At 58.1% G+C, this 24405-nt stretch carries 19 protein-coding genes; 8 read left to right on the top strand and 11 right to left on the bottom strand.

What is annotated here, in order from left to right; translation table 11 throughout:
- Positions 1–8: 8 nt before the first annotated feature.
- The gene (locus tag H9S92_RS06685; RefSeq protein ID WP_264757905.1) at positions 9–737 is read right to left on the bottom strand and encodes an IS1 family transposase; all 729 of its coding nucleotides are present in this window, start codon (positions 735–737) and stop codon (positions 9–11) included.
- 94 nt (positions 738–831) lie between these two features.
- On the opposite strand from H9S92_RS06685, the gene H9S92_RS06690 reads away from it, so the two are divergent.
- Positions 832–1122, top strand: a complete 291-nt coding sequence (locus tag H9S92_RS06690) for a hypothetical protein (protein ID WP_187465938.1) — start codon at positions 832–834, stop codon at positions 1120–1122.
- A 326-nt stretch (positions 1123–1448) separates the two neighbouring features.
- Here the strand turns inward: H9S92_RS06690 and H9S92_RS06695 are convergent, their stop codons facing one another.
- The 3 genes from H9S92_RS06695 to H9S92_RS06705 all read right to left on the bottom strand — a co-directional run bounded on the left by H9S92_RS06695 (position 1449) and on the right by H9S92_RS06705 (position 5105).
- A complete protein-coding gene (locus H9S92_RS06695) occupies positions 1449–2240 on the bottom strand; it encodes an MBL fold metallo-hydrolase (protein WP_187465989.1) in 792 nt (263 codons plus the stop codon).
- The gene (gene galE, locus H9S92_RS06700; RefSeq protein WP_187465939.1) at positions 2240–3262 is read right to left on the bottom strand and encodes a UDP-glucose 4-epimerase GalE; all 1023 of its coding nucleotides are present in this window, start codon (positions 3260–3262) and stop codon (positions 2240–2242) included. Before galE ends, H9S92_RS06695 begins: the two co-directional genes overlap by 1 nt.
- 70 nt (positions 3263–3332) lie before the next feature.
- A complete protein-coding gene (locus tag H9S92_RS06705) occupies positions 3333–5105 on the bottom strand; it encodes a MutS-related protein (RefSeq protein ID WP_187465940.1) in 1773 nt (590 codons plus the stop codon).
- Between the two features lie 119 nt (positions 5106–5224).
- Here H9S92_RS06705 and H9S92_RS06710 point away from each other — a divergent pair, with 119 nt between their 5' ends.
- A complete protein-coding gene (locus H9S92_RS06710; RefSeq protein WP_187465941.1) occupies positions 5225–6325 on the top strand; it encodes a serine protease in 1101 nt (366 codons plus the stop codon).
- Here H9S92_RS06710 and H9S92_RS06715 read toward each other — a convergent pair.
- The 3 genes from H9S92_RS06715 to H9S92_RS06725 all read right to left on the bottom strand — a co-directional run bounded on the left by H9S92_RS06715 (position 6322) and on the right by H9S92_RS06725 (position 9671).
- On the bottom strand, positions 6322–7098 hold the full coding sequence (locus tag H9S92_RS06715) for an alpha/beta hydrolase (protein WP_187465942.1): 777 nt from the start codon (positions 7096–7098) through the stop codon (positions 6322–6324). The genes H9S92_RS06710 and H9S92_RS06715 overlap by 4 nt on opposite strands.
- 11 nt (positions 7099–7109) lie before the next feature.
- Positions 7110–8741 (bottom strand): ArnT family glycosyltransferase, encoded by a 1632-nt coding sequence (locus H9S92_RS06720; protein ID WP_187465943.1) that lies wholly within the window; start codon positions 8739–8741, stop codon positions 7110–7112.
- Between the two features lie 216 nt (positions 8742–8957).
- Entirely contained in the window at positions 8958–9671 is a 714-nt protein-coding gene (locus H9S92_RS06725; protein ID WP_187465944.1) for a polyprenol monophosphomannose synthase, read from the bottom strand.
- Between the two features lie 180 nt (positions 9672–9851).
- Between H9S92_RS06725 and H9S92_RS06730 the strand changes: the two genes are divergently transcribed.
- Positions 9852–10649, top strand: coding sequence for a transporter (locus H9S92_RS06730; RefSeq protein WP_187465945.1), 798 nt, complete (start codon positions 9852–9854; stop codon positions 10647–10649).
- 610 nt (positions 10650–11259) lie between these two features.
- Here the strand turns inward: H9S92_RS06730 and H9S92_RS06735 are convergent.
- Both H9S92_RS06735 and H9S92_RS06740 read right to left on the bottom strand, forming a co-directional pair.
- The gene (locus H9S92_RS06735) at positions 11260–11760 is read right to left on the bottom strand and encodes an FKBP-type peptidyl-prolyl cis-trans isomerase (protein WP_187465946.1); all 501 of its coding nucleotides are present in this window, start codon (positions 11758–11760) and stop codon (positions 11260–11262) included.
- Positions 11761–11782: 22 nt separating this feature from the next.
- Positions 11783–12037 (bottom strand): zf-HC2 domain-containing protein, encoded by a 255-nt coding sequence (locus H9S92_RS06740; RefSeq protein WP_187465947.1) that lies wholly within the window; start codon positions 12035–12037, stop codon positions 11783–11785.
- 110 nt (positions 12038–12147) lie between these two features.
- On the opposite strand from H9S92_RS06740, the gene H9S92_RS06745 reads away from it, so the two are divergent.
- Positions 12148–13233: a sensor histidine kinase gene (locus H9S92_RS06745; protein ID WP_187465948.1), complete on the top strand. Its 1086-nt coding sequence runs from the start codon at positions 12148–12150 to the stop codon at positions 13231–13233.
- Positions 13234–13280: 47 nt separating this feature from the next.
- Complete coding sequence (locus H9S92_RS06750; protein ID WP_187465949.1) at positions 13281–14006, top strand: LytR/AlgR family response regulator transcription factor; 726 nt, start codon at positions 13281–13283, stop codon at positions 14004–14006.
- Positions 14007–14107: 101 nt separating this feature from the next.
- On the opposite strand, the gene H9S92_RS06755 is transcribed toward H9S92_RS06750, so the two are convergent.
- Both H9S92_RS06755 and H9S92_RS06760 read right to left on the bottom strand, forming a co-directional pair.
- Positions 14108–15010 carry an Abi family protein gene (locus H9S92_RS06755; RefSeq protein WP_187465950.1) on the bottom strand — a complete coding sequence of 301 codons (903 nt, stop codon included), beginning with the start codon at positions 15008–15010 and terminating at the stop codon, positions 14108–14110.
- Positions 15011–15314: 304 nt separating this feature from the next.
- A complete protein-coding gene (locus H9S92_RS06760; protein WP_187465951.1) occupies positions 15315–21338 on the bottom strand; it encodes an alpha-2-macroglobulin family protein in 6024 nt (2007 codons plus the stop codon).
- A 450-nt stretch (positions 21339–21788) separates the two neighbouring features.
- On the opposite strand from H9S92_RS06760, the gene H9S92_RS06765 reads away from it, so the two are divergent.
- The 3 genes from H9S92_RS06765 (at position 21789) to H9S92_RS06775 (ending at position 24233) form a co-directional block, all read left to right on the top strand.
- A complete protein-coding gene (locus H9S92_RS06765) occupies positions 21789–22589 on the top strand; it encodes a hypothetical protein (RefSeq protein WP_187465952.1) in 801 nt (266 codons plus the stop codon).
- Between the two features lie 52 nt (positions 22590–22641).
- Positions 22642–23151: a hypothetical protein gene (locus H9S92_RS06770; RefSeq protein WP_187465953.1), complete on the top strand. Its 510-nt coding sequence runs from the start codon at positions 22642–22644 to the stop codon at positions 23149–23151.
- A 230-nt stretch (positions 23152–23381) separates the two neighbouring features.
- Positions 23382–24233 carry a hypothetical protein gene (locus tag H9S92_RS06775; RefSeq protein ID WP_187465954.1) on the top strand — a complete coding sequence of 284 codons (852 nt, stop codon included), beginning with the start codon at positions 23382–23384 and terminating at the stop codon, positions 24231–24233.
- Positions 24234–24405 lie beyond the last annotated feature (172 nt).

Consider the following 24405-nt stretch of genomic DNA (forward strand, 5'->3'; position numbering starts at 1 on the left):
GCGGTGTATCAATAGTAATGGTGAGCCATCAAGTTTCGCTGCCAGAGGAAGTAGCCAATGGCCGCCACATGGTTCTCTAGCTTCTTCGAGAAAGCGACACTGCGCCGAACCAATCTACTTACCCTTGCTCTGACGCCCGTAAAATAACCTTCAATGAAAAAAGTAAGCGCCTTACTCGGATGATGCTGGTCACTTGGTATCGTCTGGTAGTATGCCTCCCAGTAATCGGTAGCAAACTGGCAGTGATCTCTTAACCGTTGCGGGAGCTTATCTAGCATTTTTTCGGCGTCCGCTTTGCCTCGACCTCCAACATGAAAGGCCAAAACCTGCTTGATCGCTGGGCAATAGACTACCCAAATCCAACGCTTGTTTTTCTTGCAGCCGACGAAAGACCACATCTCATCTAATTGAATTTCAACGGATTGTAGCTCTTCATCACTCAGATTCTCTAGGAGCTCGTAATCTACTCCCAAATTGTCCGGCGTTTGCTCCCAGATTGAAGCCGCAAAGTTCATCAGCCAAGTCATGCTCACTTCCATGGAACGACAAATTCCACGTAAGCTTACCCTTTCGCTAAGCAGTCGCTCAATGTATCCACGTTTCTCTTTGCTGATCAAGTGGCCATTATCTACGACAAACTGTCTGTTACAATCCTTACAACGAAAACGTTGCTTTTGGTGGTGAGTTTTGCCGTACATGATTATCTTGCAGCTCGTGCAGCTTGGGCAGGTAAGCATTCTTTCTGAGTTTTGTCGCCACTAAGATAGTGAACTTGCCCAGCTGCCATCTTCCTTTACAGAGTGCCATTACTAATGATACACCGCCAAAAATATGGCTAAAATAATTTGTGACAAGCATGGCCCTAATATGGTTATATTTGTTACTCCAGAAGTAAAATCCTTGATTTACGATGATGCTAACGGAAATGAAAAAATAATTAGGCTTGAAGGAGAAATTTCCCCTGATGCGCCATTCGTGTTTTTTGATTTACCTAGTGAGTATGTAGGCATGGGGGAACATGAAAAGGAAGAGCATGTTAGCTATAGAATGGAACGAGCATCGCCTGTGTGCGAGATTTGTTTCTATGAGTATGTTGATAAAATCGGAGGGTATGTGGAGTAATTTGTATGAAGTCGAACCATTGGAGTACAATTCAGATAATCGCACCAAAATCAAGCCGGAGCTTATGGTTACTCTGGATATTCCAGCAAGTGTTGTGAATTGAGTTGGTACAGCTTTAATTTTTTGTAGGTACGGCCCCCAACCTGAATAACCCCGGATGTAGGATGCACCGCATCCGTAATCCGGGGGTATTCCCGCTAGCGTAAAGTGGTGAAAGGGGGGAAATGCTTTACGTCAACCCACACCGTCTCACCCCTCAGCCCAACCTTCCCTGCATCCCGAAATCCTCCGGGACCATCGCCTGCGGCCGCGCCCAAAAAACTGCATCACCCCGCTAAAGCACCCCCCTGCCGCAAAACCATCCCATCCCAGCCCGCCCGCACGTTGGGCGGCAGTTCCCGGCTGAGCTCCGCGCTGCGGCCCATGCCGTGGCTGAAGTGGGTGAGGACGCCCTGGCCAACGTTGAGCTCGCGCAAATAACGGAGTGCTTCGTCCAGTGAGAGGTGGGAGTGGGTGCCCGTTCGGTTCAGCGCCGAGAGGACCAGCGCAGACAAACCCGTGCAGCGCGCCAGGGTAGTGCTGGGCAGCGACTTAACGTCCGTCAGGTAGCCAATATCTCCCCAGCGGATCCCGAAGATGGGCAAAGGGCCGTGGCTGACCTCCAGCAATTCAATATCGTGCCGACCAAATGAAATCCTCTCGCCGAAATTGACCTCCCGAATGTCCAGCCGCGGCACTCCGGGATAACCCGAAAAGGCGTAGGCAAAGCGCTCGCGCAATTCTTTGGCCACGCGCGGAAGGCAGTATACGGGCATCTCAATGCCCTGGGCAAAGCAGTAGGGCCGCAGGTCGTCAAGCCCGGCCGTATGGTCATTGTGTTCGTGGGTAATCAGTACGCCATCCAGAGTTTTCACCCGGGCGCGGAGCATCTGCTGGCGGAAATCTGGGCCAACGTCAATCGCAAAATTTTGGACGCCCGACCGCAGCAGGGCGCTGGCCCGCAGGCGATTGTCGCGGGGGGCGGTCGAGCGGCAAACCGGGCAAGAACAAGTCAGCACGGGCACGCCCTGCGACGTTGCCGTGCCCAATAAGACCAACTCTTCGCGTTCTAGGTCCATCACTTGCCTGACTCTCCCAGTTTTTGCTCCCAGGCCCAGGCGCTTTGCATGATTTCCTCTACGCCCCGGCGGGGTTCCCAGCCCAGTTCCAGGGCGGCGCGGGTGCGGTCGGCGTACACCGCTACGACGTCACCCGGCCGGCGGGGCCCCAGTTGGTAGTTCAGTTTTACGCCGCTCACTTCCTCGAAGGCCCGGATGGCTTCCAGCACCGTGAGCCCTTCGCCAATGCCCAGGTTAAACAACTCGGGGTTTTTAGTGGCCTTGTCTTTCAGCAGGTATTTCAGGGCCAGGGTATGGGCGTGGGCCAGGTCCATCACGTGGATGTAATCCCGCACACAGCTGCCGTCCCGCGTCGGGTAGTCCGTTCCGAACACCGTCATGCTGGCCCGTTTTCCGGCGGCCACGGCGGTGATGACGGGGACGAGGTTGGAAGGGGAGTCCGAAGGGTCTTCGCCCAGCAGGGTGCTTTCGTGGGCTCCGGCGGGGTTGAAATAGCGGAGGATGACCGACTGAAAGTAGGGGTTGGCGCGGCAGAAATCGGTGATGATGTCTTCGCCCATCTGCTTGGTGCGGGCATAGGGGCTTTCGGCTTCCTTGCGCGGCGTTTTTTCCGTCACGGGCAGGGCATCGGCGTTGCCGTAGACGGAGCAGGAGCTGGAAAAAACCAGGTTGCTGCTGCCTTGCCGCTGCAAACCTTCCAGCACATTCATCAGGCTGTTGAGGTTGTTGCGGTAGTATTCCAGCGGCTTTTGGACGCTTTCCCCCACCAGTTTATAGGCCGCGAAGTGGATGGCCCCCGTAAGTTGTTCGCTTTCAAAAAGCTTACGGGCGGCGGCGGCATCGGCCAGATCGAGCTCGTAGTTCTTCACTTTTACGCCGGTGATGGCCTCAATGCCCTCCAGTGCTCCGGGGCGGGAATTGTGGAAATTATCGACACTCACTACCTCGAATCCGTGCTGGATCAAATCAACAATGGTGTGGCTGCCAATATAACCGGTGCCACCGGTAACCAGGATTTTCATAAGTTGGGGTTGATGGGGTGAAAATGCGAAAAATGTGGGGAAGGTGTCCGGGAATTTGCCTTCGCCGGTCTCAATTGTGACGAATTTCGTCGGGCGGAATCGCAATGCCCATCCGCGCCATCAGGGTGGTGGCATTAAAGCTTTGGCTCACGCCCCGGTGCAGGCGGTAGTCAAAAATGAGTTCGTCGCCCTGGGTTTTGACCTCCATCGCGTAGTTTTCGACGTGGCTGCCGGGTTCTTTTTCGAGGTCGGCCAGTTCCAGATCGTGGGTAGCGATGATGCCCGCTCCTTTGTCGCGGATGAGCTGGCGGATGAGCGCCCGCGAGCCCGTGTGGCGGTCGCGGGAATTGGTGCCTTTCAGAATCTCATCCAGCAGGAAAAACACGGCATTATCCGGTGCGCTGACGGCTTCGATGATGACTTTAAGGCGCTTCAGTTCGGCGTAAAAGCTGGAGGTGGCCGCGCTCAGGTCGTCGTGGGTGCGCATGCTCGTCCACACTTGCAGGGGGCGCGTACGCAGGTGCAGGGCACAGACGGGGGAGCCGGCCTGGGCCAGGACGAGGTTGATCCCCACCGTGCGCAGCCACGTTGATTTGCCGGCCATGTTGGACCCCGTCACCAGCTGAATGTGCCCGTCGGTGCGCATCTCCACGTCGTTGGTCACCCGGCGGGCGGGGTGGAGGAGGGGATGGCCGAGGCCGGTTGCGTGGAGGATGGGCTCGGTGGTGAATGCGGGCTCGGTCCATTCCGGCTGGTTGAAGCGGAGGGTGGCCCAGCTGACGTAGGCGTCGGTCTCGGCCAGGGCCTCCAGCCAGCCGGGCAGGGCCGTCCGGTGAGCTTCCCGCCAGGCGTCGAGCTTACGCAACCACTGCAGGCTCCAGAGGCCGCTGATTTCCAGCAGCAACACGAAAGGATTGTAGCGTACGTCAAGTTGGCTGCTCAGGTAGCTCAGGCGGCGCAGGGCGGGGACGGCCGCGCGGAGGTCAGCACCCCCGGGGCCCGTGCTGGCGTGCTCCAGCAGGGCGGCGTAGCCCAGGAGCAATTTGCCCATGGCGGCCGTGTAGGCGTGTTCGCGGGGGATGATCTCGGCGTACTTGCGCAGTAGCAGGGCGGCGGGAACGAAGGCCAGCGCCGCCACGAACCAGGGGACGAATAAAAGGCCGGTCACCACGCCCAGCACACTCAGCACCGGACTGAGCAGCAACAAGGTCCTTTCCCAGCGCCCCGTCACCACGGCCGGGCGTTGCAACCACGCTGCGAGCCGTTGGAAATGACCGATTTCATCATGGAGGCCGTGGCCCAGGGTGCGAAAGTCGAGGCACCATTCGGGCATTGCTCCGAGGGACTGGCCCTGCACCTGCGTCCGCGCCCGCTCCATCTCGCTGCTGGGCTGTAATAATTGCTTGGCCAGCAGTTCCCGGCCCGGTGCCGTGACCGTACGGTTGAGGAACTGGAAGAGGCTGTGCGGACCAAAAATATCGAGGTCGAGCGCGTAGGGATGGGCGGGATCGAGCAGGTCTTGGCCGCCGTCGAAGTGCCCGAAGTCGTGGTCCAAGGCCCGCAATTCTCCCGCAGCGAGCTGGCTGCGTACCTCCGCCGCCGCTGCCCGCTGCCCGATCCTGCGGTGTTGCCGGACGCCCCAAACCAGGGGCGGAAGCGTGAGCCCCAGCGCCAGCAAACCCCACCAACCGCCCGCGCTGAAGGCCAGAATCAGGCCCACCACCCAGATCAGGAAAACGAAGAGGCGCACCAGGGCCAGGCGTTCGTAGCGCCGGCGGAGTTCTGCCGCCTCCGCCGTTTGACTGGCCAGTAAAGCGGTGTAAAATGGCTTTGGTGCCGTCATGTGCTGCATGGCAAAGGATAAAGGAAACCCAACCGCTCCCGAAAGCACAAAGCTATAAACTACGCAACTACCGAACCATGAACTATGAACTATGAACTATGAACTATGAACTATGAACTATGAACTATCTTCGCCAAAGACCCATCCCTCCCACGCCCATGCTTTCCGCTTACGTATTCCAGGTGGCCACGCCCTTCAGCACCGGCACCGGCGTTTACCTGCCCGACTATAATCTGGTAGTGACCAACGAGCACGTGGTGCGCGACAACGCCACCGTAGTGATCGGTAGCGAAGCCGAAGGGGAGCAACTGGCCAAGGTGATTTATCTGGATGCGTATTACGACCTGGCGTTTTTGCGTCCGCCCACCCCCTTCGCCCTGCCCGCCCTGCCGCTGGCCGAAACTCCGCTGGCGGTGGGAGACCGGATCCTGACCATGGGCCAGCACTTTGGCCACCCCCTGCGCACCAGCGAAGGGGTGGTGCTGGAAACGGACCGGCAGCGCCACGGCATTGCCTTCATCCTGCACGACGCCTGGCAGGAAGCGGCGCACAGCGGAGGACCTGTTTTTACCCCCGAAGGCGAATTGGCGGGCATTAACATGTACGACCTGCAGGAGGGCCGGGGCCGCGCCCTGAGTTTGCCGGTTGCGACCGTACGGGCCTCCTTGGAAGGCTTCGCGCAAGGGGATGGCCTGGAGGCCGCCCGCTGTTTTCACTGCCGGGAGGTCATCTTTGCCGTGGCGGTCAACCCCAAAGGCCACTGCCCCCACTGCGGTGCGGAAATCACCCTGCCGAATATGGTGGAAGATTACGCGCCCACCGGCGTGGCGGCCACCGTGGAAGACATCATCACGACCGCCGGCCACGACGCCCGCCTCGCCCGCCGGGGGCCCAACCTGTGGAGCATCCGCCAGGGCAGCGCCATCATCCAGCTGGCCTACCACGAAGACAGCGGGCTGGTAACGGGTGATGCCCACCTCTGTGCGCTGCCCGACTTCCCCGACCCCGACCTCTTCGCTTTCCTGCTCCGCGAAAACTACGAACTCTCCCAACTCAGCTTCAGCACCTACGGCAACGACGTCATCCTCTCCCTGCTGATCTACGATCGGTACCTGACCGTAGAAACGGCCCTGCCCCGCTTCCAACACCTTTTCCAGAAAGCCGACGGCTACGACAACGTGTTGGTGGAGCGCTACAACGCGAAGTGGTTGGTGCATTAATCCCCCGCCAAAAACGCCACAACTTTGTCCTGCGCCAGCCCGCCAAACATCCAGCGGCCGCTGTCGAGGTGGTCGCCCCCCGGCAACACTTCCAGCCCGGCGGGGTAGCCCAAGCTGCGGAGCCTGGCCAGGAATTCTCGTGAATGGGTGATGGGCACTACCCGGTCGGCCGTGCCGTGGATGAGGAGCCAGCGTTGGTGCTGCTCCGCGCGGGCGGGTTCCAGGACGTTGATCGGGTCAAGATCAGTATAGCGGGGCAAGAACAGGCGGCGGCCCGTCAGGTGCTGAAAGGACAGGGGGCCGGCGCAGCACAGCACCGCCGACGGCCGCACTTCCCATCCCGCCGCTTCCCACCAGGATCCCTGGCTACCGAGCAAGGCGGCCAGGTGGGCGCCGGCACTCATCCCCGCTACGTGCAGTTCCGCCACCGGAGCAGCTGGGCGGCAGTGGGCGATGGCCGTCCGGCAATCGCCCACAATCCGGTGCAGGCCCACGCGGGGCGGGCGGCGGTAACTGGGCAGCACCACCGTGAAGCCCCGCTCCAACCAGGGGATGGCCGCCGGAACAAAGGTTTCGGGCCGCCCGAAAGTCCAGGCACCACCATGGAAGTAAAAAGCGTAGCGCAGCGGACCTTCTTCGGCGGCAGCATTCCGGTTGCGGACCACTACGACGTACTGCCGGGGGTGGGGACCGTAATACGCGCGCTCCGTTACAACGTCCATTTTAGCGCGGGCCCGGCGGCAGGCCAACCAGTAGGCGGGAAGCTTGAACATTGTACTGGTGTTTAGTGGGCTGCGGCGGCTGGACGCAGGTAAAAGGTGAACCCGCCCCGGGAGTACAACACCTGGGCATCCGGCACCTCCCGCAGCACCTGCTCGGTTTTGCGGAGCGGACTGGCAAAATAAAGCGGCAGCGTAGTGGGGCCGTGGAACTGGCACTGCCGGTCTTGGCAACCCGCAGCGTAGCGTTCCGGCGGAATTTTGGCGTAGAACCAGTGGGCATAAGATTTGTAGTAGGCCGTGCCGAGGTAGACTTCCTTCCCTTCCAGACTTTGGAAAAAGGCAACGGCTTCGCCCTGGCTGTAGGCTTGCAGGCGGGGGGCAAAGCTGGGCAGGGCGACTGAGACAAAGGCGAAGGAAATCAGCAAGTGAGCCAGCAGTACCCGGGGTGGCGGGGCGCTCTGCAGTTGCCACAACACCGCTAGTCCGCCCAGGAGGAGCAGTCCTGGCAAGAAAGTGTACCAGGGCCATTCTACGGGCAGCTGCAGGCGCGAGACCAGCTCCGCGTCCTGGATGCGGGGAAGCCATAGCTCGACGGTGCTTCCCGCAGCGGGGAGGGCCAGGGACAGCAGGGCGTAGAGGCCCCAGATTGCCGCTGTAGCGGTTTGCACGTGGCGCACGGACCCGGGGGCGGAGCTGCTCACCCACCGCGCCGCAAACCAGGCCAGGGGAAAGTAGCAGAGGCTGGAGTAATGGACGATCTTGGTATTGACGATGGAAAAGAGGATCAGAACGGTCCAGAACAACAGGCGCATGCCGCGGTCGGCCGGCGTAGCGTAAGCCCGGCGGTTCAATAGGGCGGGCAGGGCAAAGACGCCCGCCGGGAAACATCCGAGCAGCAAGACCACGACGTGGTAACCCGGGAAGCCACCGTGGCCCGCGTCTTCTTTGGAAAACAGTCGCCACTGGTAAGCCAGGAAATCCAGCACCAGGCCGCCCTGGTCTTGCCACCAAAGTGCGGCAAACCACAGGGCGGCGGGAACGAGCGCCAGCAAACCGATCAAGGCATACCTCACCGCCCGCCCCGGTCGCTCGCAGGGAACGAGCACGAGCAGGCCCAGCCAGCACAAGCCGCCGATGAGTCCCGCCGCCGGGCCTTTGGTGAGCACCGCCAAACCCAGCCAAGCGCCGGAAATCAGGACGGTTCTGCCGTTGAGCCGTTCGCCCGCCAGGCTGGGAAAGAGGCCCAGCAGGATGAACAGGTTGAACCAGGGGTCGATGATGCCCGAACGGAAGTACAACTGCGGCAGCACGCTCAAACCCAGCAGGGCCGCCCACCACAGGCCAAAAGGGTCGCCGTGGAGCCGCTTGCCCAGCCGCCAGAGCACCAACAAAGTGAGCACTCCGCAAACCACGTTCGGAAAGCGGGCCCCGAGCGGGTTTTGGCCCCAGATCGACATGGAAAGCACCTGAAACCAGGCAAAGAGCGGCGGCTTTTCGTGAAAGGGCTGGTAGTTGATGGTGGGCAGCAAAAAGTTGCCGCTCGCGAGCATCTCTCTAGCCGTTTCGGCAAAATTGAGCTCATCCCAGTCAAAAAGGGGGAGGTGGTTCAGCCCCAACAACCAACTGCCCACCAGGACGCTTGCGCCGATGAGCAACAGTTTTGCTGGCCGCGGGGAAGGTGCTGGGTGGGCCACCGGAGGCAGGTTTTGGGCAAGTTACGCGGCGGGCGGGTGATTTGTTGTATTGGGCGCGGCCGCAGGCGATGGTCCCGGAGGATTTCGGGATGCCGGGTAAAAGACAGGGAATGGGTTCGTCTGGGGCCGTGCAGTTAGACTTCCCTGGCTCTTCATCCCTACTCCCCCTTTCGGGGGGTCGGGGGGGAGCACCTGCGACCGCGCCCTGCTTCCGGACTAGCCGAAACGGAGGGTGAGGACGCCCTTGATGGCTTCTTTGACGATGGAGCCGTGCATTTTGCTGGCCCCCAGCACGCGGTCGGTGAAGGTGATGGGCACTTCCACGATGCGGAAGCCCAGCTTCCAGGCCGTGTGTTTCATCTCGATCTGGAAGGCGTAGCCGATGAAGCGGATGGCCGAAAAATCGATGGCTTCCAGCACCGGGCGGGTGTAGCACATGAAGCCTGCGGTGGGGTCTTTGACGGGCATCCAGGTGATGATGCGTACGTAAAGCGAGGCCCCGTAGGAGAGGATGCGGCGATCGGCCGGCCAGTTTTCCACGCCCCCACCCCGGGTGTAGCGGGAGCCCACGGCCACGTCGCCGCCTCCCGTGTGACAGGCTTCGCGCAGGCGCACGAGGTCCTGGGGGTTGTGGCTGAAGTCGGCGTCCATCTCAAAGAAATAGTGGTAGCCCTCGGGGCGCTTCAGCCCCCAGCGGAAGCCATCGAGGTAGGCCGTGCCGAGGCCGAGTTTGCCACTGCGCTCCAGCAGGTGCAGGCGGTCGGGGTGGCGTTGTTGCAGCTCGCGGATGATGTCGGCCGTGCCGTCGGGTGATCCGTCGTCGACAATCAGCAAGTGAAAAGGGTAGGGCAGGTTGAATACCGTATCCACCATCTTGGCGATGTTCTCCTTTTCGTTGTAGGTTGGGATGATGACCAGGCTATCGCTCAAGAGTTCGGATTTTGGTCTGCAAAGATAGGCTTTTGACGCTTTTTCCGGTGGGGAGAATGCCAGCCGCGTTGCCCCGCAGGACGGCTGTCGCTCAGAAACGGCTTGGTCGGGAAAAGACAGCCGACCGAACTTTGCCGAACCGCAAAAAACTTCCCCCCTATTTTTACCGTAATGGATCACATGTTTCGACCACTCCGCTTTCTCTTCCCCTTTTTCCTCGCGGGCGTGGCTTATGCCCAGGGGCCCATCAGTGGTTTTCCCGTCGCGAAGGGAGAGACGGCCATCGCCCTGGGCTACAGCCGGGAGGCTTTTGACGTTTACCTCCTGCCCGAAGACCAGCGGGAGAACCGGGAGGTGACGACGGTGGGCTACAGCTTGTTCCTGGAACGGGGGATGAGCGACAACACCTCGCTGGTTGCCACCCTGCCTTACCTGCGGGCCAATGACCGCCCCGGCAGCCTGCAGGATGCCTCCCTCTGGCTGAAGTATCTGAACCTGGAAAACCGGGCGGGCCGGGCCTGCCACCGCCTTTTCACCGCCGTCGGGCTCAGCTTTCCGGTGGGGAATTACGAAACGGCCGGCATTACTGCGCTCGGGCAGCGGGCCCTGGTTTTTCAGGGGCGGCTGGCCTACCAGTACCAGCACGATAGCGGTTGGTTCCTCCACGGGCAGACGGGCATCGACTTTCAGTTCTCTCCCGCCTCCCAAACGGCGTGGCCGGTTCTGCTGCGGACGGGCTACGGCGGCAAATACTTCTACGTGGAGGGCTGGGCGGAGTTTGTCACGGCCTTAGCCGGCGGCGCGGGGCCGATGACTGCGGCGGTGGGCACGGGCAGCAGCTGGCAACGGCTGGGGGCAACGCTGTATATCCCCCTGCAAGACTGGGTGGGCGTGGTAGCCGGCGGGGCTTGGGTGCTGGACGGTGAATTTATCGGGAAAAGCGAGCGGGTTAATCTGGGGGTGGTGTTTAAATTTTAAATAGGGGCTGCTGCGCAGCTTTTTTTGAACCACTGAGATTGTTTGCCTGCTTGCGCAGGTTTTTTTGAACCACTAAGAACACGAAGAGGTGCTAAGACGGGTGGTTGAGCCGCAGTGCGGCGAAGTGAGGTCAAGACGTTTTACGTCGCAGTTGTTCTAGATCGGATCCGGACCTCTGGTCCGGCACTGCATTTAGCCCATGGAGTCGCATGGAGGTAAAACATGGAGTTGCGTGGAGTGGTGAAGAGGACCAGACGTTTTACGTCGCAGGGGCAGGTGAGGTCAAGACGTTTTACGTCGCAGTGTCAGACGGGGTACAACCTTGGTAGACATTATCAGCAAAGGTTTACAGTCGACGTGAAACGTCTCCACCTCACATGAAACGTCTCCACTTAGGGTGTGTAATCTGATACAGAATGCCCTCACGGTAACTGTGCCGTGGGAAAAACTCATAACTACGTTTAAAACCAGTAGTTACGTTTTTACAAGGGAGCCAGAAAACGGCGAACAGATTTCCCGTCAGATTACACACCCTACGTCTCCACCTCACGTGAAACGTCTCCACCTCACGGCTCCACCATTTTGCGCACCAGGGGTGCTTAAGCCTCCCTTAACCCCCTTCGCCCAGGTAGCGTTTTTGGATCAGCTCATCGACGGTGGCGGGGCGGACGGCCAGGACGGCTCCGGCAAAAAAGAGGGTCATACCCGCCAGTGCGTGGTTGGCATCGAGGGTGACGGTTTCATCGTTCCAGCGTAAGATTTTGGCGTTGACGGCCTTGCCATCGGAGGCGGTGAGGGTGACGAACTGCCCGGCGACGAGGAGGCTGGGGTCGATCTGTTCCCGCTCGTTCTGGAAGTGCTGGATGGGGAGTTCCCAGATCTGGTCTTTGCTGGGCTGGCCGTAAGCCTCTTCGGGGGAGAGGAGGAAGGTGAAGCCCATGCCGGGCTTCAGGCCAAAAATGCGGCGTTCCCAGGCGGGGAGCATTTTGCCGACGCCGAACATGAAGTGGAAAGGGTGGGCTACGTCCATCCGCTCCAGCAACGCACCTTGGGGGCCGCCTTCCCGGACTTCGTAACTGAGGCTAACAATGGCGTGGTCATCAACGTGCATGGGAGTAGGATTTTCAGGGGTGTTAGTACTTACGGTCAATGAGGGGGCTATTGGTGCCCGGGCCAGTGTGGTGGCGGCGGACCTCGTCGAGGCGGTCGCGGCAACTGCTACAGCTGGCCAGGTGCTCGCTGATGCGGCGGCGGACGGCGGCGGGGGTCTGGCCCTTCCAGAAGTCAATCAGTTCCTGCTCCGAAAGGTGGCGGAAGGCCGCGAAGACTTCCTTGCCGATGTAGTAAATCAGGGCCGCAGCAACGGCGGCAACGAAGAGCAATTTCATGGGGCAAAGATAAGGCATCCCCGGCGGGCGACCCCTGCCGTTGAACGGAAGAGAGGGCGCTTTTGTCGAAATCTCCGGGCCATTCCCGCCAGCGTGCGTACTTTGGCATCATGTCGACGCTACTGCGAGATAAACCAAGCCAGGAGATCAGTGGCTTCCTAGATCGGTTGGGGCATACCCTGACGCGGCAGCCCTATTACCACGCCGGGGGCTGGCTGGCCTTCTTCGTATTACTGGTGGCCATGCAGTGGCGAACCGGGGAGTTTTCCTTCGGCATCTCCCTGGCCAACGAACTGATCAACGTCGCCTTTTACATCGTAGTCGTCTACATCAACCTGCTCTACCTCTTTCCGGCCTACCTGAAAAAAGGGCAGTACTGGACCTACCTGCTGCTGCTGCTGGCGATCTCCTTCGTCTTCACGCCCCTCAAGTTGGTCCTCAAATACGTCTTGTTCACCAAAGCCGGCGGCCTCCAGGAAGACATTTTGAATAACCTCTACGCCTATTTCTTCAGCACTTTTTTGGTGGCGGGCCTGAGCACGGTCGGCAAAATAATGGTCGACTGGATCGTCCTGAACCGCAAAAAAGTAAAGACGGAGAATGAGACGATGCAGTCCGAACTGCGCTTCCTCAAAAGCCAGATCAATCCCCACTTTCTCTTCAATACCCTCAACAGCTTGTACGCCCTGACGCTGAAAAAAGACGATAAGGCCCCCGACATCGTCATCAAGCTTTCCGAGATGATGCGCTACATGCTCTACGAGTGCAACGAACCCCGCGTCCCCCTGCGCAAAGAAATCAATTACCTGCGCAATTACCTCGACCTGGAGCGCCTGCGGCAGCGCAAAGGCATCGACATCCAACTTGAGGTGAGCGGTGCGGTGACCGACCAGATGGTGGCTCCGCTGATGTTTATTCCCTTCCTGGAAAACAGCTTTAAACACGGCGTCAATGCCGCCATTAACGATGGTTTTGTGAAAGCCAGCCTGCACGCCGAAGACCGTTCGGTGCGTTTCATCATCGAAAACAGCAAGGGCTCCATCATGCCCAGCCAAGTTCACGGCAACCGCCCCAGCGGCGGCATCGGACTGGTCAATGTACGCCGGCGCCTCGACTTGCTCTACCCCAACGCCTACGAGCTGGAGATCAAAGAGTCTCCCGCCACCTACGCCGTTCATCTTTCCTTAAAACTTTAGTTGCCCGGGGCCCAACCCCCGCCCCAAACTAGCCAAATAAACGCAATATGATCCACGCCATAATTGTCGACGACGAGCCCCTGGCCCAGGACATCCTGGAGACCTACCTCCAGAAGATCCCCCAGATCGAACTGGTGGCCAAGTGTGATAATGCCTTCCAGGCCAATGACGTACTCAACTCCCAGGACGTTGACCTGATGTTTCTCGACATCAGCATGCCCCAAATGACGGGCACCGATTTCCTGCGCAGCCTCAAAGACCCACCGGTAACCATCTTCACCACCGCCTACCCCAACTATGCCCTGGACGGTTTCGAGCTCAATGCCCTGGATTACCTCGTCAAGCCCATCAGTACCGAGCGCTTCCTCCAGGCCTGCAACCGGGCCATCGAGCAAGCCGAACTCAAGCAAAAAGCCAAAGCGGGTCAGGTAGAAGACGGGGGAAGCGATTTCTTCTTCGTTAAAGCCGACAAAAAATTGGTCCGCGTTAACCTGGCCGACATCGTTTACATCGAAGGACTCAAAGACTACGTCATCATCCGCATGCCCGATGACCGCGTGATTACCCTGCAGACCATGAAATCGCTCGAAGACCGCCTGCCCCCCAGCAGCTTCCAGCGCATCCACCGCAGTTTCATCGTCAACCTCGATCGCATCGAGGCCCTGCACGGAAATATGGTGGAAGTAAAGGAAAAAGGCAAAATCACGAACCTCCCCGTCGGCAAAAGCTACCGCGACGAACTGGCCGCCCGCATTGATGGGTTTAAGTTGTAGGGGAGGGCTGAAGTTGGGCGAAAAAACCAATAAGTGTCTTTACCAAATGACATCTTCATAATTTCCCGTTGCCCTACGCTTCGTTGTTGGGTAGAGTTATGTTATTGCCAAAGCGGCTCCTCTTTCCAGCGTATTGGCATGCCCATTGCCTTGATTCCAACAGTGGGGTAATCCTCCAACAGTTTTCCCATTCTCTGGGGAAAACGGTTGCCTGGGCTTATCGTTTGTAGCAAGTACTGGAGACAACAAAGGATGGCATAAGTGCTGGAGGAAGAATCTATGGTTTGGTTGTCGACCCAAGGGAGATGAGTTCTATGCGGGAGAATTGGCCGTATAGGCAATACCCGGTCATACAGTCGGCTGTGGTGAGCACAGATATTTCGAACTACAGTTATAGCTTGTAACCAGCTTTTGAGCAAGGTGTGCCGACCTAGGCCAAGATCACGAGCAATTCGGTCTTTCTCCGGGAGCTCATTTCGCAAAGATTCGTAGATCTTAGAAAGTGCCCCCATCGTGAGTACTTCAAAAGACTTCCACGCTGGCGGGCATCGATGGTCAAGGATATACTTACGCTGATGTTCAACAATGAAAATTTCCTTACTTCTACCGACCTCTTTCCGGATGGAGGAGATGATTCCTTCGTAGTCGGCTCTGCGGAAAAAATACTTCGGTTCCTCAAACCAATGAGCGCCGTAAGCGAGGGATAGTTCGTAAATTAATCGTGTTCGGATCCCCACTTCAATACGCTCAATCATGTTCATAATGATTAGGCGCAACTCGCGATCAAAATTGTATCGAAGAACAACTTGTTCCAAAGAAGTACCCAGCCGAAAGCGGTGAGTTAAGCGGTCCTCTTGATCTGACCACCAATATCCTGCCAACCGGTAATAGCTTACATTACGCAAGAAGTGCTGGGCCGTTTGCTCATCAGAAATAAGCATGCCTCGGCTACGCAACAAAGCAATCTGGTCGGCGATGCTAATAGGGCGTTTAGTGTCTAGCATGGCCTAAAATAAAATGACCCGCCTGGGTGCGCTGCCCCCGAAAGGGCAAGCGTGGCGGGTACTATTGGTGCAAAGTTAGGTTCGCTCTTGGTTTTCTGCAAATTTTTTGCTAGATTTCCTTGTGCCCATCCCAATAGAAGCTCGAATTTCTAAAGGAGGCGCGGACTTGGGCTACTAACTTTCTAAGGTAGTTAGATCTTCACTGCCTACAAAAGAAAAGACCCGTCGCAGTACGCTATCCTTATTAAAGGTAAGCGCACTGCAGCGGGTCTTTTTATGGGGCTCTAAGCCCGGGTTTCGTCCATTACTCCACCACAATCCGCGCGCCCGCCGTATTGGCCCCGAATTCCGGCGCGTACATGCACTGGACGCGGCCCAGGCCGTTGCTGAAGCTGCCTTTGTGGGTCGCAAAAAGGTCGTACTCCAGCGTGTAGGTGCCGCGGGGGAGGTGGTCGATGAAGAAATTGGTGGCCAGGTCGCCGGGGGCAAAGTAATAGCCCAGGCCGTTGCGGTACTGGTAGCCGGAGATTTGGGTGATGGGCTCGAAAGTAGCGGCGCGGCGGTCTTTGAGGTGGACGTAATCCAGGTCGCGGTCGCTGCGCAGGATGAGCCGGACGGTCACGCGGTCGCCGGGGGCCAGGGGTGCGTCGGCGGTAATGGGTTCCAGGCGGACACCATCGGCGGTGGCGATGCGGCGGAACAGCTCCCGGTCGAGCGTCAGGGGGCCGTCGTTGCTCCCCGCCACCTTCGTGGCCAGTTCCGTGTACTGCCAGTACACCCCGCCCCAAACCAGGCGATTTTCCTGATTTTTTACGCGTACGGTGGCCAGGCCACTGTTCACTTCGCTGCCGGGCAGGGCCAGGGAGAAGGCTCCCGTAGCCGCTTCGGGCGTGTTTTGGAGGGCGCGGACGCGGGTGCTGAGTAAGTCGCGAGCGGCAAAGTCCGGCCACTCTACCCGGATGGCTTCTCCCTCCGATTCGGTCCAGTTGGTTCCCCCGTTGAGCAAGGCAAAGACGGCGGCGGCGCTGGCCTTGGTGGTTTCCCAGCGGTTGGTCCGTTTGTTGGTCAGGAGCCACAGGCGCATTTCGTCGAGTTCTTCGGTGGTGCCTCCGGCCAACTGGAAGGCCTCCAGCAGGCGGCAGTGGGTCTCGATGGGGAGTTGCTGCCAGGTGTAGCCCTGGCCGTATTTCCAGAACATCCCGAACTCGTCTTTGTGCAGGGCCCGTTCGCGCAGGGAAGCAACGATGGTGGTGGCGGTGGCGCGGTCTCCGGTCTTGGTGGCGGTGGCTACCAGGAGGGCCTGTTCGTAGAGGCCATACTTCGTCCAGCTGCTCTTCGTACGGGTAGTGTAGAAGGCGAGGGCTTCCCGTGCCTGGTCGTCCTGGGGCGGTGCTGCGGCGTGCATTGCCCGGGCGTAGAGGTAGTGGACGACGGTGCTGGAGGGCTGGTAGTCTTTGCGCTGGTCCGGGGTTTTTTCCGTTTGGCGGAGGTATTCGACGTACTCTTTGCGCCAGGCCTCGTCGAGGAAGGCAATGGCACTTTTGCTGATACCCGATACGCGGGCTTTCTGGTCGGGCGAAACAACGTCGAGCTGCCGGAGCCGGCCGAGGGTTTCCACCACGTACTGGGTCATGTAGCGGTTTTCGCGTCCGCCGGGGAACCAGCTGAAGTAGCCGGAAGCATCCTGGCGCTGGGCCAGTTTTTCCAGGGCGGCGGTTTGCTCGTCGGCCAGTTTTTTGAGGTCGAAGAGGTCGCCGATGCGGGCGCGTTGGGCGGCTTCCGACTCAGCTTCGCGCAGCCAGGGCGTCTCGGTCAGCAGGGCGTTTTTGAGTTGGGGGTTGCGTTCCAGTTCACTCTTCAGGGCGTTGGAATCCCGTTGCCACTGGCGGAAGACTTGCTCCAGGATGGGTTTGCTGCTGACGGTGGTGTAGGCCAGCTGGTTGGCGAAGTAGCGGTTGGCGAGTTGCTCCGTGCAGTCGTAAGGGTACTCCATCAGGTAGGGCAGGGCCTTGAGGGCCAGCCAGGCCGGGTTGGTCGTGGCCTGGAAGGTATAGCCCACGTGTTGCAGGCTGTTGCTGCGGTTGCTGGCCAGCAGGGGCAGTTCGATGGTTTTCTTCTCCTTCCGTTTGAGGTAGAAGGGCTGGCTGACGGTGATCAGGGTGCGGTCCGATAAGACGGGGAAGACGTTCTCTTCGCCGTCGGAATAAGCACCACCCCGGGCGATGATGCGGTAGCCGACGGGGCCGACGGTGGAAAAGCCTTCGGGGATGCTGAGGTTAAAACAGAAGGTGCTTCCCGCTTGGGCGGACACGCTTTGCTCCGTTGGACAATCCCCTGCACCTGCGTTCAGCGCCCGCATGGTCTCCGCAGGGAACGCCTCGCCGGTGATGGGGTTGAACAGCTCCAGCTGCACGCGGGCCAGCAGCGCCGTATCCGTCAGGTTATTGACGCGGGCGGTGAGGGAAAGCGCGTCGCCTTCGCGGACGAAACGGGGCACGTTGGGCAGGACCATGAGCTCCTTCTGCGTCACGATCGTTTGCTGGGAAATGACCGAGGCCAGATTTTTGTCGTGGGCCAGCAGGCGGAACGTCCAGCTCGTCAGGGCTTCCGGACTGTTGAAACTCACCGTCAGGCGACCGGAGTCGTCGCTGGTCAGTTCCGGTAACCAAAAGGCTGTTTCCTGGAGGTTGGTCCGAATTTGCACGGGGGCGTCCTCGCCTCCTCCGCCTTCTCCCGGCGCGGGCGGCGGCGGTGGCGGCGGCACGGAATCTTCCGCGCTGTAGTTGGCGGGGGCAGAGGCCGCCATCGGGCTGGGGCTGGCCTTGGCGACACTTCTCTGAACACGCATCTCCGCCATGTCTCCTCTTCCGCGCGGAGCTTCACTTGTTAAGAATAGCTGGTCTTCATAACGACCGTAGTTGAGAAAATCGAGCGGCCCGAAGTCAAACACGGGTGGCATCAGTGCGTCGGGGAAACTGGGCTCGGGGATATTGTTGAAGCCGTAGCCGGAGTTGGTGCCCGCCTGCAGTTGCTCGGCAAAATCGCGGTAGCCGTAGTAGAAGGGGAAGGCGCTGAGGTTCCAGCGGCCGCCGGCGTAGATTTGGTCGAGGCTGGCGTCGTACATCGAAGCCAGGGCGGCAGCGGCGATGGGCGTGCTGTCGGCATTGCTGATCGTGAGGGTCCACCGCTCGGGTTGGCCGGGGCGCAGTTTGGCGCGGAAGGTGGCGTATTCTACCCGCAGCTTTTTGTTTTCCCAGTCGAGGGTGAAGCGTTCGCTGATGGTCGTCAGTTGGTTCAGGCGCAGGAAGGCGGCAAAAAACTGGATGCCACCCCGGTCTTCTTCCGTTGGCAAGTAGGTGATGGTGGTGCGGCGGTTGGCGCTGGTGGTAGCGTGTACGTAGCCACGGCGGCTGGCCCAGCCGTAGGTGATGCGCGGGATTTCTACCCCGCCTACGAAGGTGAGCGTGATGGGCTGCCCCACTTTCACTTCCTGGTCGAGGCCATCCAGGTAATAGCGTTGGCCCGGCGCGAGTTCGCCCTTCGCCAGGTCCATCACCTGGAAGGTCAGCGGTTCTCCCTTGGTGCCGTCGGGGTAGGTCCATTCCAGGCGGTAGTGGCCTACGGCGTATTTGGAGAGGTCAACGCTGGCGCTGCCTTTGCCGTCGGCCACCTGCATTTCGCCGGTGGGGACGGGGAGGTTTTTGGCGGGCCATTCCTCCAGGGGGAGGGTAGGGGTGCTGGGCAGCTCGGGGAAGCGCTGGAGATATTCTTTTGTGTCGAGGAGGGGCCGATCGGGGAAGGGCCACTGCCGGCTGCGCAGACCGATGCCGGGCTTGGTGACGGGCACGATGCGGTACAGCACCGTCAGGGCCTCGTCGGTGCCGTTGGCCAGGATGGTGAGGCTGTCGCTGATGTCGTAGCTTTCCGCGGGGATTTGCAGGCTGATCAGCGGTTTCTCGCCGCGCAGCCCAACGGTTGTGCTGGCTTCGTGGGTTTCGCCGGTGGCGTCGCTGACGTCGGCTTCAATCACGTACTGGTAGCGGGCGCGTTTTTGCTGCAAGCCTTCGGCGGGAGTGAAGGTGACGGTAAAGGCCCCGTCGCCGTCGGTCGTCGCGCTGCCGCTGGCCACCAGCTCACGGTCTCCGCCGCCGCCGCCGCGGGACCACCAGTACCAACGGACTTCCTCCACAAAGACGCGGTAATTCACTTTGGCGTCGTTCAGGCCCGGTCCGGCGAAGAGCGTCGCCTTGCCCTCAACGGTGGTTTCCTGGCCGGCCAGGGCGAAGTCGGGGCCGTCCAGTTTGACTACAAAACGGGGGCGCTTGTATTCTTCGACGCGGAAGGAGACGGAGCCCCCTTCGGTTTCGATGCGGAAATTGCCCGTCAGGCCACCCGCGGGAAGTTTGAAAGAGTGGTTGAAGCGGCTGTAGGCGTCGCTGGTCACTTCGGCCTTGCCAGCTTCCTGGTAGTTGGCGTCGCGCAGGGTGAGGGTGCGGGTCTCGCCCGTCAGCATGGTGGGCATTTCCCGTTGGTCTTTTATCCAGGTGATGCCGTAGACGTGGACCGTCTGTCCGGGGCGGTAGATGGCCCGGTCGGTGAACAGCGGCGTGAAGGGCGTTTTGCGGTTGCGGTCGGGGCGATCGTTGCGGTAGGCGTAGATCGGCTCGCTGGTGTAGCGGTCGTCGTTGGCCGCGTCTTTGAGGAAGAACTGGATTTGGGTCTGGTTGACGTCGGGGTTGGGGATGCGGCCGTCGGCACCCGTCTTGAAGGTGTTTACCGTGGTCCAGTCGCCGTTGCGCCGCTCGCTGAGGCGGCGGACGGTCACTTCCACGCCGGCGCGGGGGGCACCGGTGCTGCGGTCGACCACCTCGTAGTAGTACTTTTCGCCGTCGTTGAACTTGACGAGGGCGAGGTTGCTGACCTGGAAGAAGTTAACAACGACGGTTTCTTTAGCCAGGTCAAACTCCTGCCCCGTGCTGGTGAGCAGGCAGTAGCGGCCGGCGGCTTGGGCCTTGATCCAGCTTTCGGTGTTGTGCCCTTCGTAGTCGTCGTTGTCGGGCAGGCGGAAGTCGGCCCGGGCGGCCAGGGGGAGCTTGCGCAGGGCATCAATGCGCTTTTGTTCGGTGTCGTAACGGCCAGATTCTGTCCAGTCATCGGGCAATTTCACCAGGCGGTGGTAGACGCGCCCGACGTTGCGGTAGTTGAGGAAGAAGAGGAGGTTTTCGCCTTTGCCGTAGGTCTCCTGGACGGTCGCCTGAAGGTCTACCCAGGTAATTTCCCGGCGGAGGGTTTCGGCGGCGGCGGTGACGAAGGGCAGTTTTTCTTTGATTTGGGCGAGGATCTCCAGGGCTTTGGCTTTGGGACGGGGACCGAGTTGGTCGTCGCTGCGGTTGTAGCGCTGGGCTTTGCGGACAAGGATTAGGTCGCGGCCCGGCACGTTGGCGTAGGCGCGGTAGAGCGCATCGAGGGTCGCGAGGTAAAGGCTATCGGATACGCCGAGTCTGTCCAGGAATTCGATGCGTTGCAGGTCGGCACCCAGCAGGGGGGTACCGCCGCTGCCCAGGTGGTAGCGCAGGAGATCCTGGTGGAGGCGGAGCTGGCGGGCGTTGCCGCTGGTGGAATCGAGGTCGCTGAGGTCGAGTTCCACAAACTCGGCCGCCGGTACCCAGAAGCGCTCGGTATTGCTTGGGGTGGGGTTGCCGACGCTGAGCAGGGGGTTGCCCAGGATGCCCATGGCGGTTTGCACCATCAGGTCGTACAAGGTGGGGGTGAAGAGCATGCCCGCTTCCTCGCCCTTCACGATGGCGGGCACGGTGGTGAGGCGGGTGCGTTCTTTGGCGGCCAGCTCCAGGGCCGTAAGGAGGTGGTGGTTGGCGGCGTCGGCGAGTTGTTGGAGGTTCCAGTCGGCCAGCGGCGTGGTGGGGCTGGGGACGGAATCGCGCGTGGTGGCCGTGGCGTTGCGCAGGCGGTAGGCGTTTTGCTGAGCAAAATTGTAGTAGCCCTGGCCGAGGAGGAAGTGGAGGACGGCGGCTACGACGGGGCGGTTGGTATTTTCGGCCAGTTCGGTTTGGAGGAGGCGAAGGCTGGCGTCGTAGCCATCTTCTTCGAGTTGGAAGGTGTAGGCCGCCCGGTAGGCCAGGCTTTTGAGCATGTCGTCCTGGTCGCCTTCCCGCTCCGCGCGCTGGTAAAGCTGTTCGGCGGCTTCCAGGGCGCTGCGGTACTTGCCTTCCTGGCCGAGTTTATCGATGTTTTGGTAGGCGGTTTGGTAGTCTTGAGCCATCAGGATGGTGGTGGCGGCCAGCAGCAGGCCGAGCAGGAGATAACGCATAGAGTAAAATTTCATCCGAAAGATAACGGAAACTTTGGTGCGAATGGTTCGCAAGAGCTTAGATGCTGGTTTTGGGGGGAATGCACAAAACTAAGCAAGAGTGTTGCGGGCGCCAAAGGGGGAGTAGGTGGGCGCGGCCGCAGGTGCTCCCCCCCGACCCCCCGAAGGGGGGAGTTAGGACAAGGAGCAAGGGAAGAGGGCTGGCGCAGGTACTTTCCCGCCTCCAGTATACGCCCGGCTGAGGGTGTCCCCACCCTAAACCGGGGTTTATGGTGTGCCGGAGATCCTGGCCTTGGGGGCCGGTTTTCAAAGGAAGGGCCAAGGCATTGCTCGTTGGTGGGGCGGGAGGGATCGCTGCGCCCGTCGTAGCTTCTTCATGCCCAGTTTGGTGATCGTAAATATGAAATTGGTACATTTACAAATTAAAACGGCAGTTAAAATAGATGCGTTATGTGGTCAATACTTAAGAAGAAGCGAAGTGCAAAAATGGTTTCTATTAAGGCTTCATTTAGTTATCAAGAGTCTTTTGACTACATTTTTAATGATTTTATAATCATTTTGTTGTCAGCTGGTTTGAGGACAGAAGGAATGTTTTTTGACTACCGAAGGCTAAAGGTAATTCCAGATAGATTAAAGAAATCGTACTTAAGTACACCAGAGGTTATTGAGATGATGTCTTTTGTTTTCGAGGAAAAAGAGCCTGAGATTTATTTATCTGGCGATAAATATTTTAGTGAGGTCCTCCTCCCGGAAACGTTTACTTTTTCAAGGACAATATCTCCTGATAAAGCATTTTTGGGATTTTCATTTGCTGAAGGTAATTTAGATGTTGCTAATTTGGACAAATTCATTGGCGAGTTTTCAAACAAGCAGCTTGATTTTGTGTCGTTGGTAGATGTAGAGTATGGGTTGTCTGCTAAAGAAAATTGGCAAAAAGCTTACTACCCGTCCGAGCATAATGGTTTTGTAAAAGGGGATGAGTCAGTATGGGCCCAGTCTCCTATTGTCTACATTGATAGTATAGGTATAATCCCTTGGACCGCATCCACTTACTGGTTCGGTAGTGGATTTTTCGCGGCGATAGATAAAAGCAAGGTCATGTCTTTTGCGGAAGCCGAAGAAATTACGGAGCTCCCTAATGGGGTGGTTAAAATGGTATTGCATAAACAACTCATAGTAGATTCAGACAAGGAGAATACCCGAAAACGAGCAGCCTTTAAACGGCACCTAGGCATTGAATGGCCAAAGTAGGGCTAGTCTATTTTATTAGTCTATCTTTGCTTGTAAAAAAAAAACTAGTTGAATGAGAAATTTATTTGTCCTTCTTTTGTTCCTCTCCCTTTGCAGGTTGCCCGGCCAGGAGCTTCCAAGGATATCCGACCTGATTACATCTCTGGGCTGCGATGAAGTTGAATGTTTTACGCTTTTTGCCGAGCAGCATCAATGCCAGCTGGTCTCGCAAAGTGGAGATTTAGAAACACTCGAAGCTGCGTATCTGTCATCGGTAAGTTACCCGGCTTTTGGCAATCCAGATGTTTTAGTGGCGGACTCTTTATTCTTTCTTTATGCAGAGGATTCTTCAATGGTTGCTATGATAACGTCAAGTTTGGAAGAAATCCAAAAAATACTCCCAGAACTTGATCAAGAATTAAATTTCAAAGAGGTGGCCTCTGGGCCCCGGGGGAGTGCAGATCCACGTACTTACAGAAGCGAAAAATTTCCTGCAATAGTTCTGCGGCTCATTTTCTATTCTGCGATGCAGGAGGGTCAGAAATATGAGATACTCAAAGTTGAACTTACAGAAATTAAATAAATGGAAGCTGGCGCAGTTTTGGCAACTTAAGATTCAATCTGTCGCATCCGATTAAGGTTATTCTTGGGCCGTAAAATTGTTGATGTAGTTTAAACAAAAGGTGCTTCTTTGACAAGAGCGCCACGGCGCAAGTTTACCCAGCAAGGGGGCATTCCACCACTGGCACTGCAGCCACAAAGCATCTCTTGCCTACCCCAAGAGATTTCCTTTCCCCAGTATCATTGTTGACTATGAAAAAAACTGCGCGTCACGCTTTTTTTTTACTTTCTTTGTTACTGCTTCCCAGTTGCTCCCAACGCATCCAGAAAAACATGAACCAAAGCTTAAGGGTTGAACAATTCAGGGCTAGCGTGAGCGAGCTGCAAAGACTAATAGATGAAGGGGTGTTTGAGCGGAACCTCGAATATGAACGAATCTACGAACGGACACGGGAGGAGTATTTTAAAGTTTTTGTGTCCAAGGTAGATGGGACGGTAGCCCTAGTGCCGTCGCGTGGATTTGCCACGTTTAGTTTTGGGGGCGGGAAGTCTGAGCCTGCCGTTAAAGTTTATTCCTCTTGGGAGCGTTTACTGCAAGCGGTAAGTCCTCCCCCTTACTTGAAAAAGGGAAACGGAGCGACGATGGATTTGGAAGGACTGATCGATTCTGAGGAAGAGTTTTTGATCTATCAGCGGACCTATCGCCAGGAACTGGCCAAGTGGCTCGAGCTGGCGGAAGAAGATTTAGTGGTTAATGATTCGTTTCAATACGACTTGGTCCAGTTCGCGCTTACTGAAAAGATAAAGGACTCTTACGATGCCAGATTAGCGATTCACCTCGGATTGCTGCTGGCCGATTTGGTAGTTCACGAATACGGTGCCAAACTGGAGTACCGGGAGTTGCTCTTTTGGGAAGTAGTTACTTACTATCTTACGTTTGAAGATGGCACAATGATTATGCCTTGGGCGCATACTTTGGGGCACTTCAGGGCTGCTCCGCAAGACCGGAACTTGAACTTCAAGTACTACCTAAAACACGTTCGGGGCTGGGCACACCATCATCTTTACGATTTTCCACCTTATGAAAAAGGGGAGAAACCGTGAAACTGAGGTGGATAAATAAAGACCGTACAGCGTCAGCTTAAACCCTGGCAAAACGCAGAAAGGCTGGAGCTGTCCCCACCCGAAACATGGACGTTCGGGTGGGGACAGCCTCAACCGGGATTTAAAGCGTACCGAGGAACCTTAACCCTGTTTCATAGGAAGGCGCAAGATC

Origin of the sequence: Neolewinella lacunae (assembly GCF_014349155.1) — a bacterium.
Taxonomy (GTDB): domain Bacteria; phylum Bacteroidota; class Bacteroidia; order Chitinophagales; family Saprospiraceae; genus Neolewinella; species Neolewinella lacunae.

Excerpts from the sequence above, each read along its gene's own strand:
- H9S92_RS06685 (WP_264757905.1), bottom strand. The coding sequence starts at position 737 with ATGCTTACCTGCCCAAGCTGCACGAGCTGCAAGATAATCATGTACGGC.
- H9S92_RS06690 (WP_187465938.1), top strand. The coding sequence starts at position 832 with ATGGCTAAAATAATTTGTGACAAGCATGGCCCTAATATGGTTATATTT.
- H9S92_RS06695 (WP_187465989.1), bottom strand. The coding sequence starts at position 2,240 with ATGGACCTAGAACGCGAAGAGTTGGTCTTATTGGGCACGGCAACGTCG.
- galE (WP_187465939.1), bottom strand. The coding sequence starts at position 3,262 with ATGAAAATCCTGGTTACCGGTGGCACCGGTTATATTGGCAGCCACACC.
- H9S92_RS06705 (WP_187465940.1), bottom strand. The coding sequence starts at position 5,105 with ATGACGGCACCAAAGCCATTTTACACCGCTTTACTGGCCAGTCAAACG.
- H9S92_RS06710 (WP_187465941.1), top strand. The coding sequence starts at position 5,225 with ATGAACTATCTTCGCCAAAGACCCATCCCTCCCACGCCCATGCTTTCC.
- H9S92_RS06715 (WP_187465942.1), bottom strand. The coding sequence starts at position 7,098 with ATGTTCAAGCTTCCCGCCTACTGGTTGGCCTGCCGCCGGGCCCGCGCT.
- H9S92_RS06730 (WP_187465945.1), top strand. The coding sequence starts at position 9,852 with ATGTTTCGACCACTCCGCTTTCTCTTCCCCTTTTTCCTCGCGGGCGTG.
- H9S92_RS06735 (WP_187465946.1), bottom strand. The coding sequence starts at position 11,760 with ATGCACGTTGATGACCACGCCATTGTTAGCCTCAGTTACGAAGTCCGG.
- H9S92_RS06740 (WP_187465947.1), bottom strand. The coding sequence starts at position 12,037 with ATGAAATTGCTCTTCGTTGCCGCCGTTGCTGCGGCCCTGATTTACTAC.
- H9S92_RS06745 (WP_187465948.1), top strand. The coding sequence starts at position 12,148 with ATGTCGACGCTACTGCGAGATAAACCAAGCCAGGAGATCAGTGGCTTC.
- H9S92_RS06750 (WP_187465949.1), top strand. The coding sequence starts at position 13,281 with ATGATCCACGCCATAATTGTCGACGACGAGCCCCTGGCCCAGGACATC.
- H9S92_RS06755 (WP_187465950.1), bottom strand. The coding sequence starts at position 15,010 with ATGCTAGACACTAAACGCCCTATTAGCATCGCCGACCAGATTGCTTTG.
- H9S92_RS06760 (WP_187465951.1), bottom strand. The coding sequence starts at position 21,338 with ATGCGTTATCTCCTGCTCGGCCTGCTGCTGGCCGCCACCACCATCCTG.
- H9S92_RS06765 (WP_187465952.1), top strand. The coding sequence starts at position 21,789 with ATGTGGTCAATACTTAAGAAGAAGCGAAGTGCAAAAATGGTTTCTATT.
- H9S92_RS06770 (WP_187465953.1), top strand. The coding sequence starts at position 22,642 with ATGAGAAATTTATTTGTCCTTCTTTTGTTCCTCTCCCTTTGCAGGTTG.
- H9S92_RS06775 (WP_187465954.1), top strand. The coding sequence starts at position 23,382 with ATGAAAAAAACTGCGCGTCACGCTTTTTTTTTACTTTCTTTGTTACTG.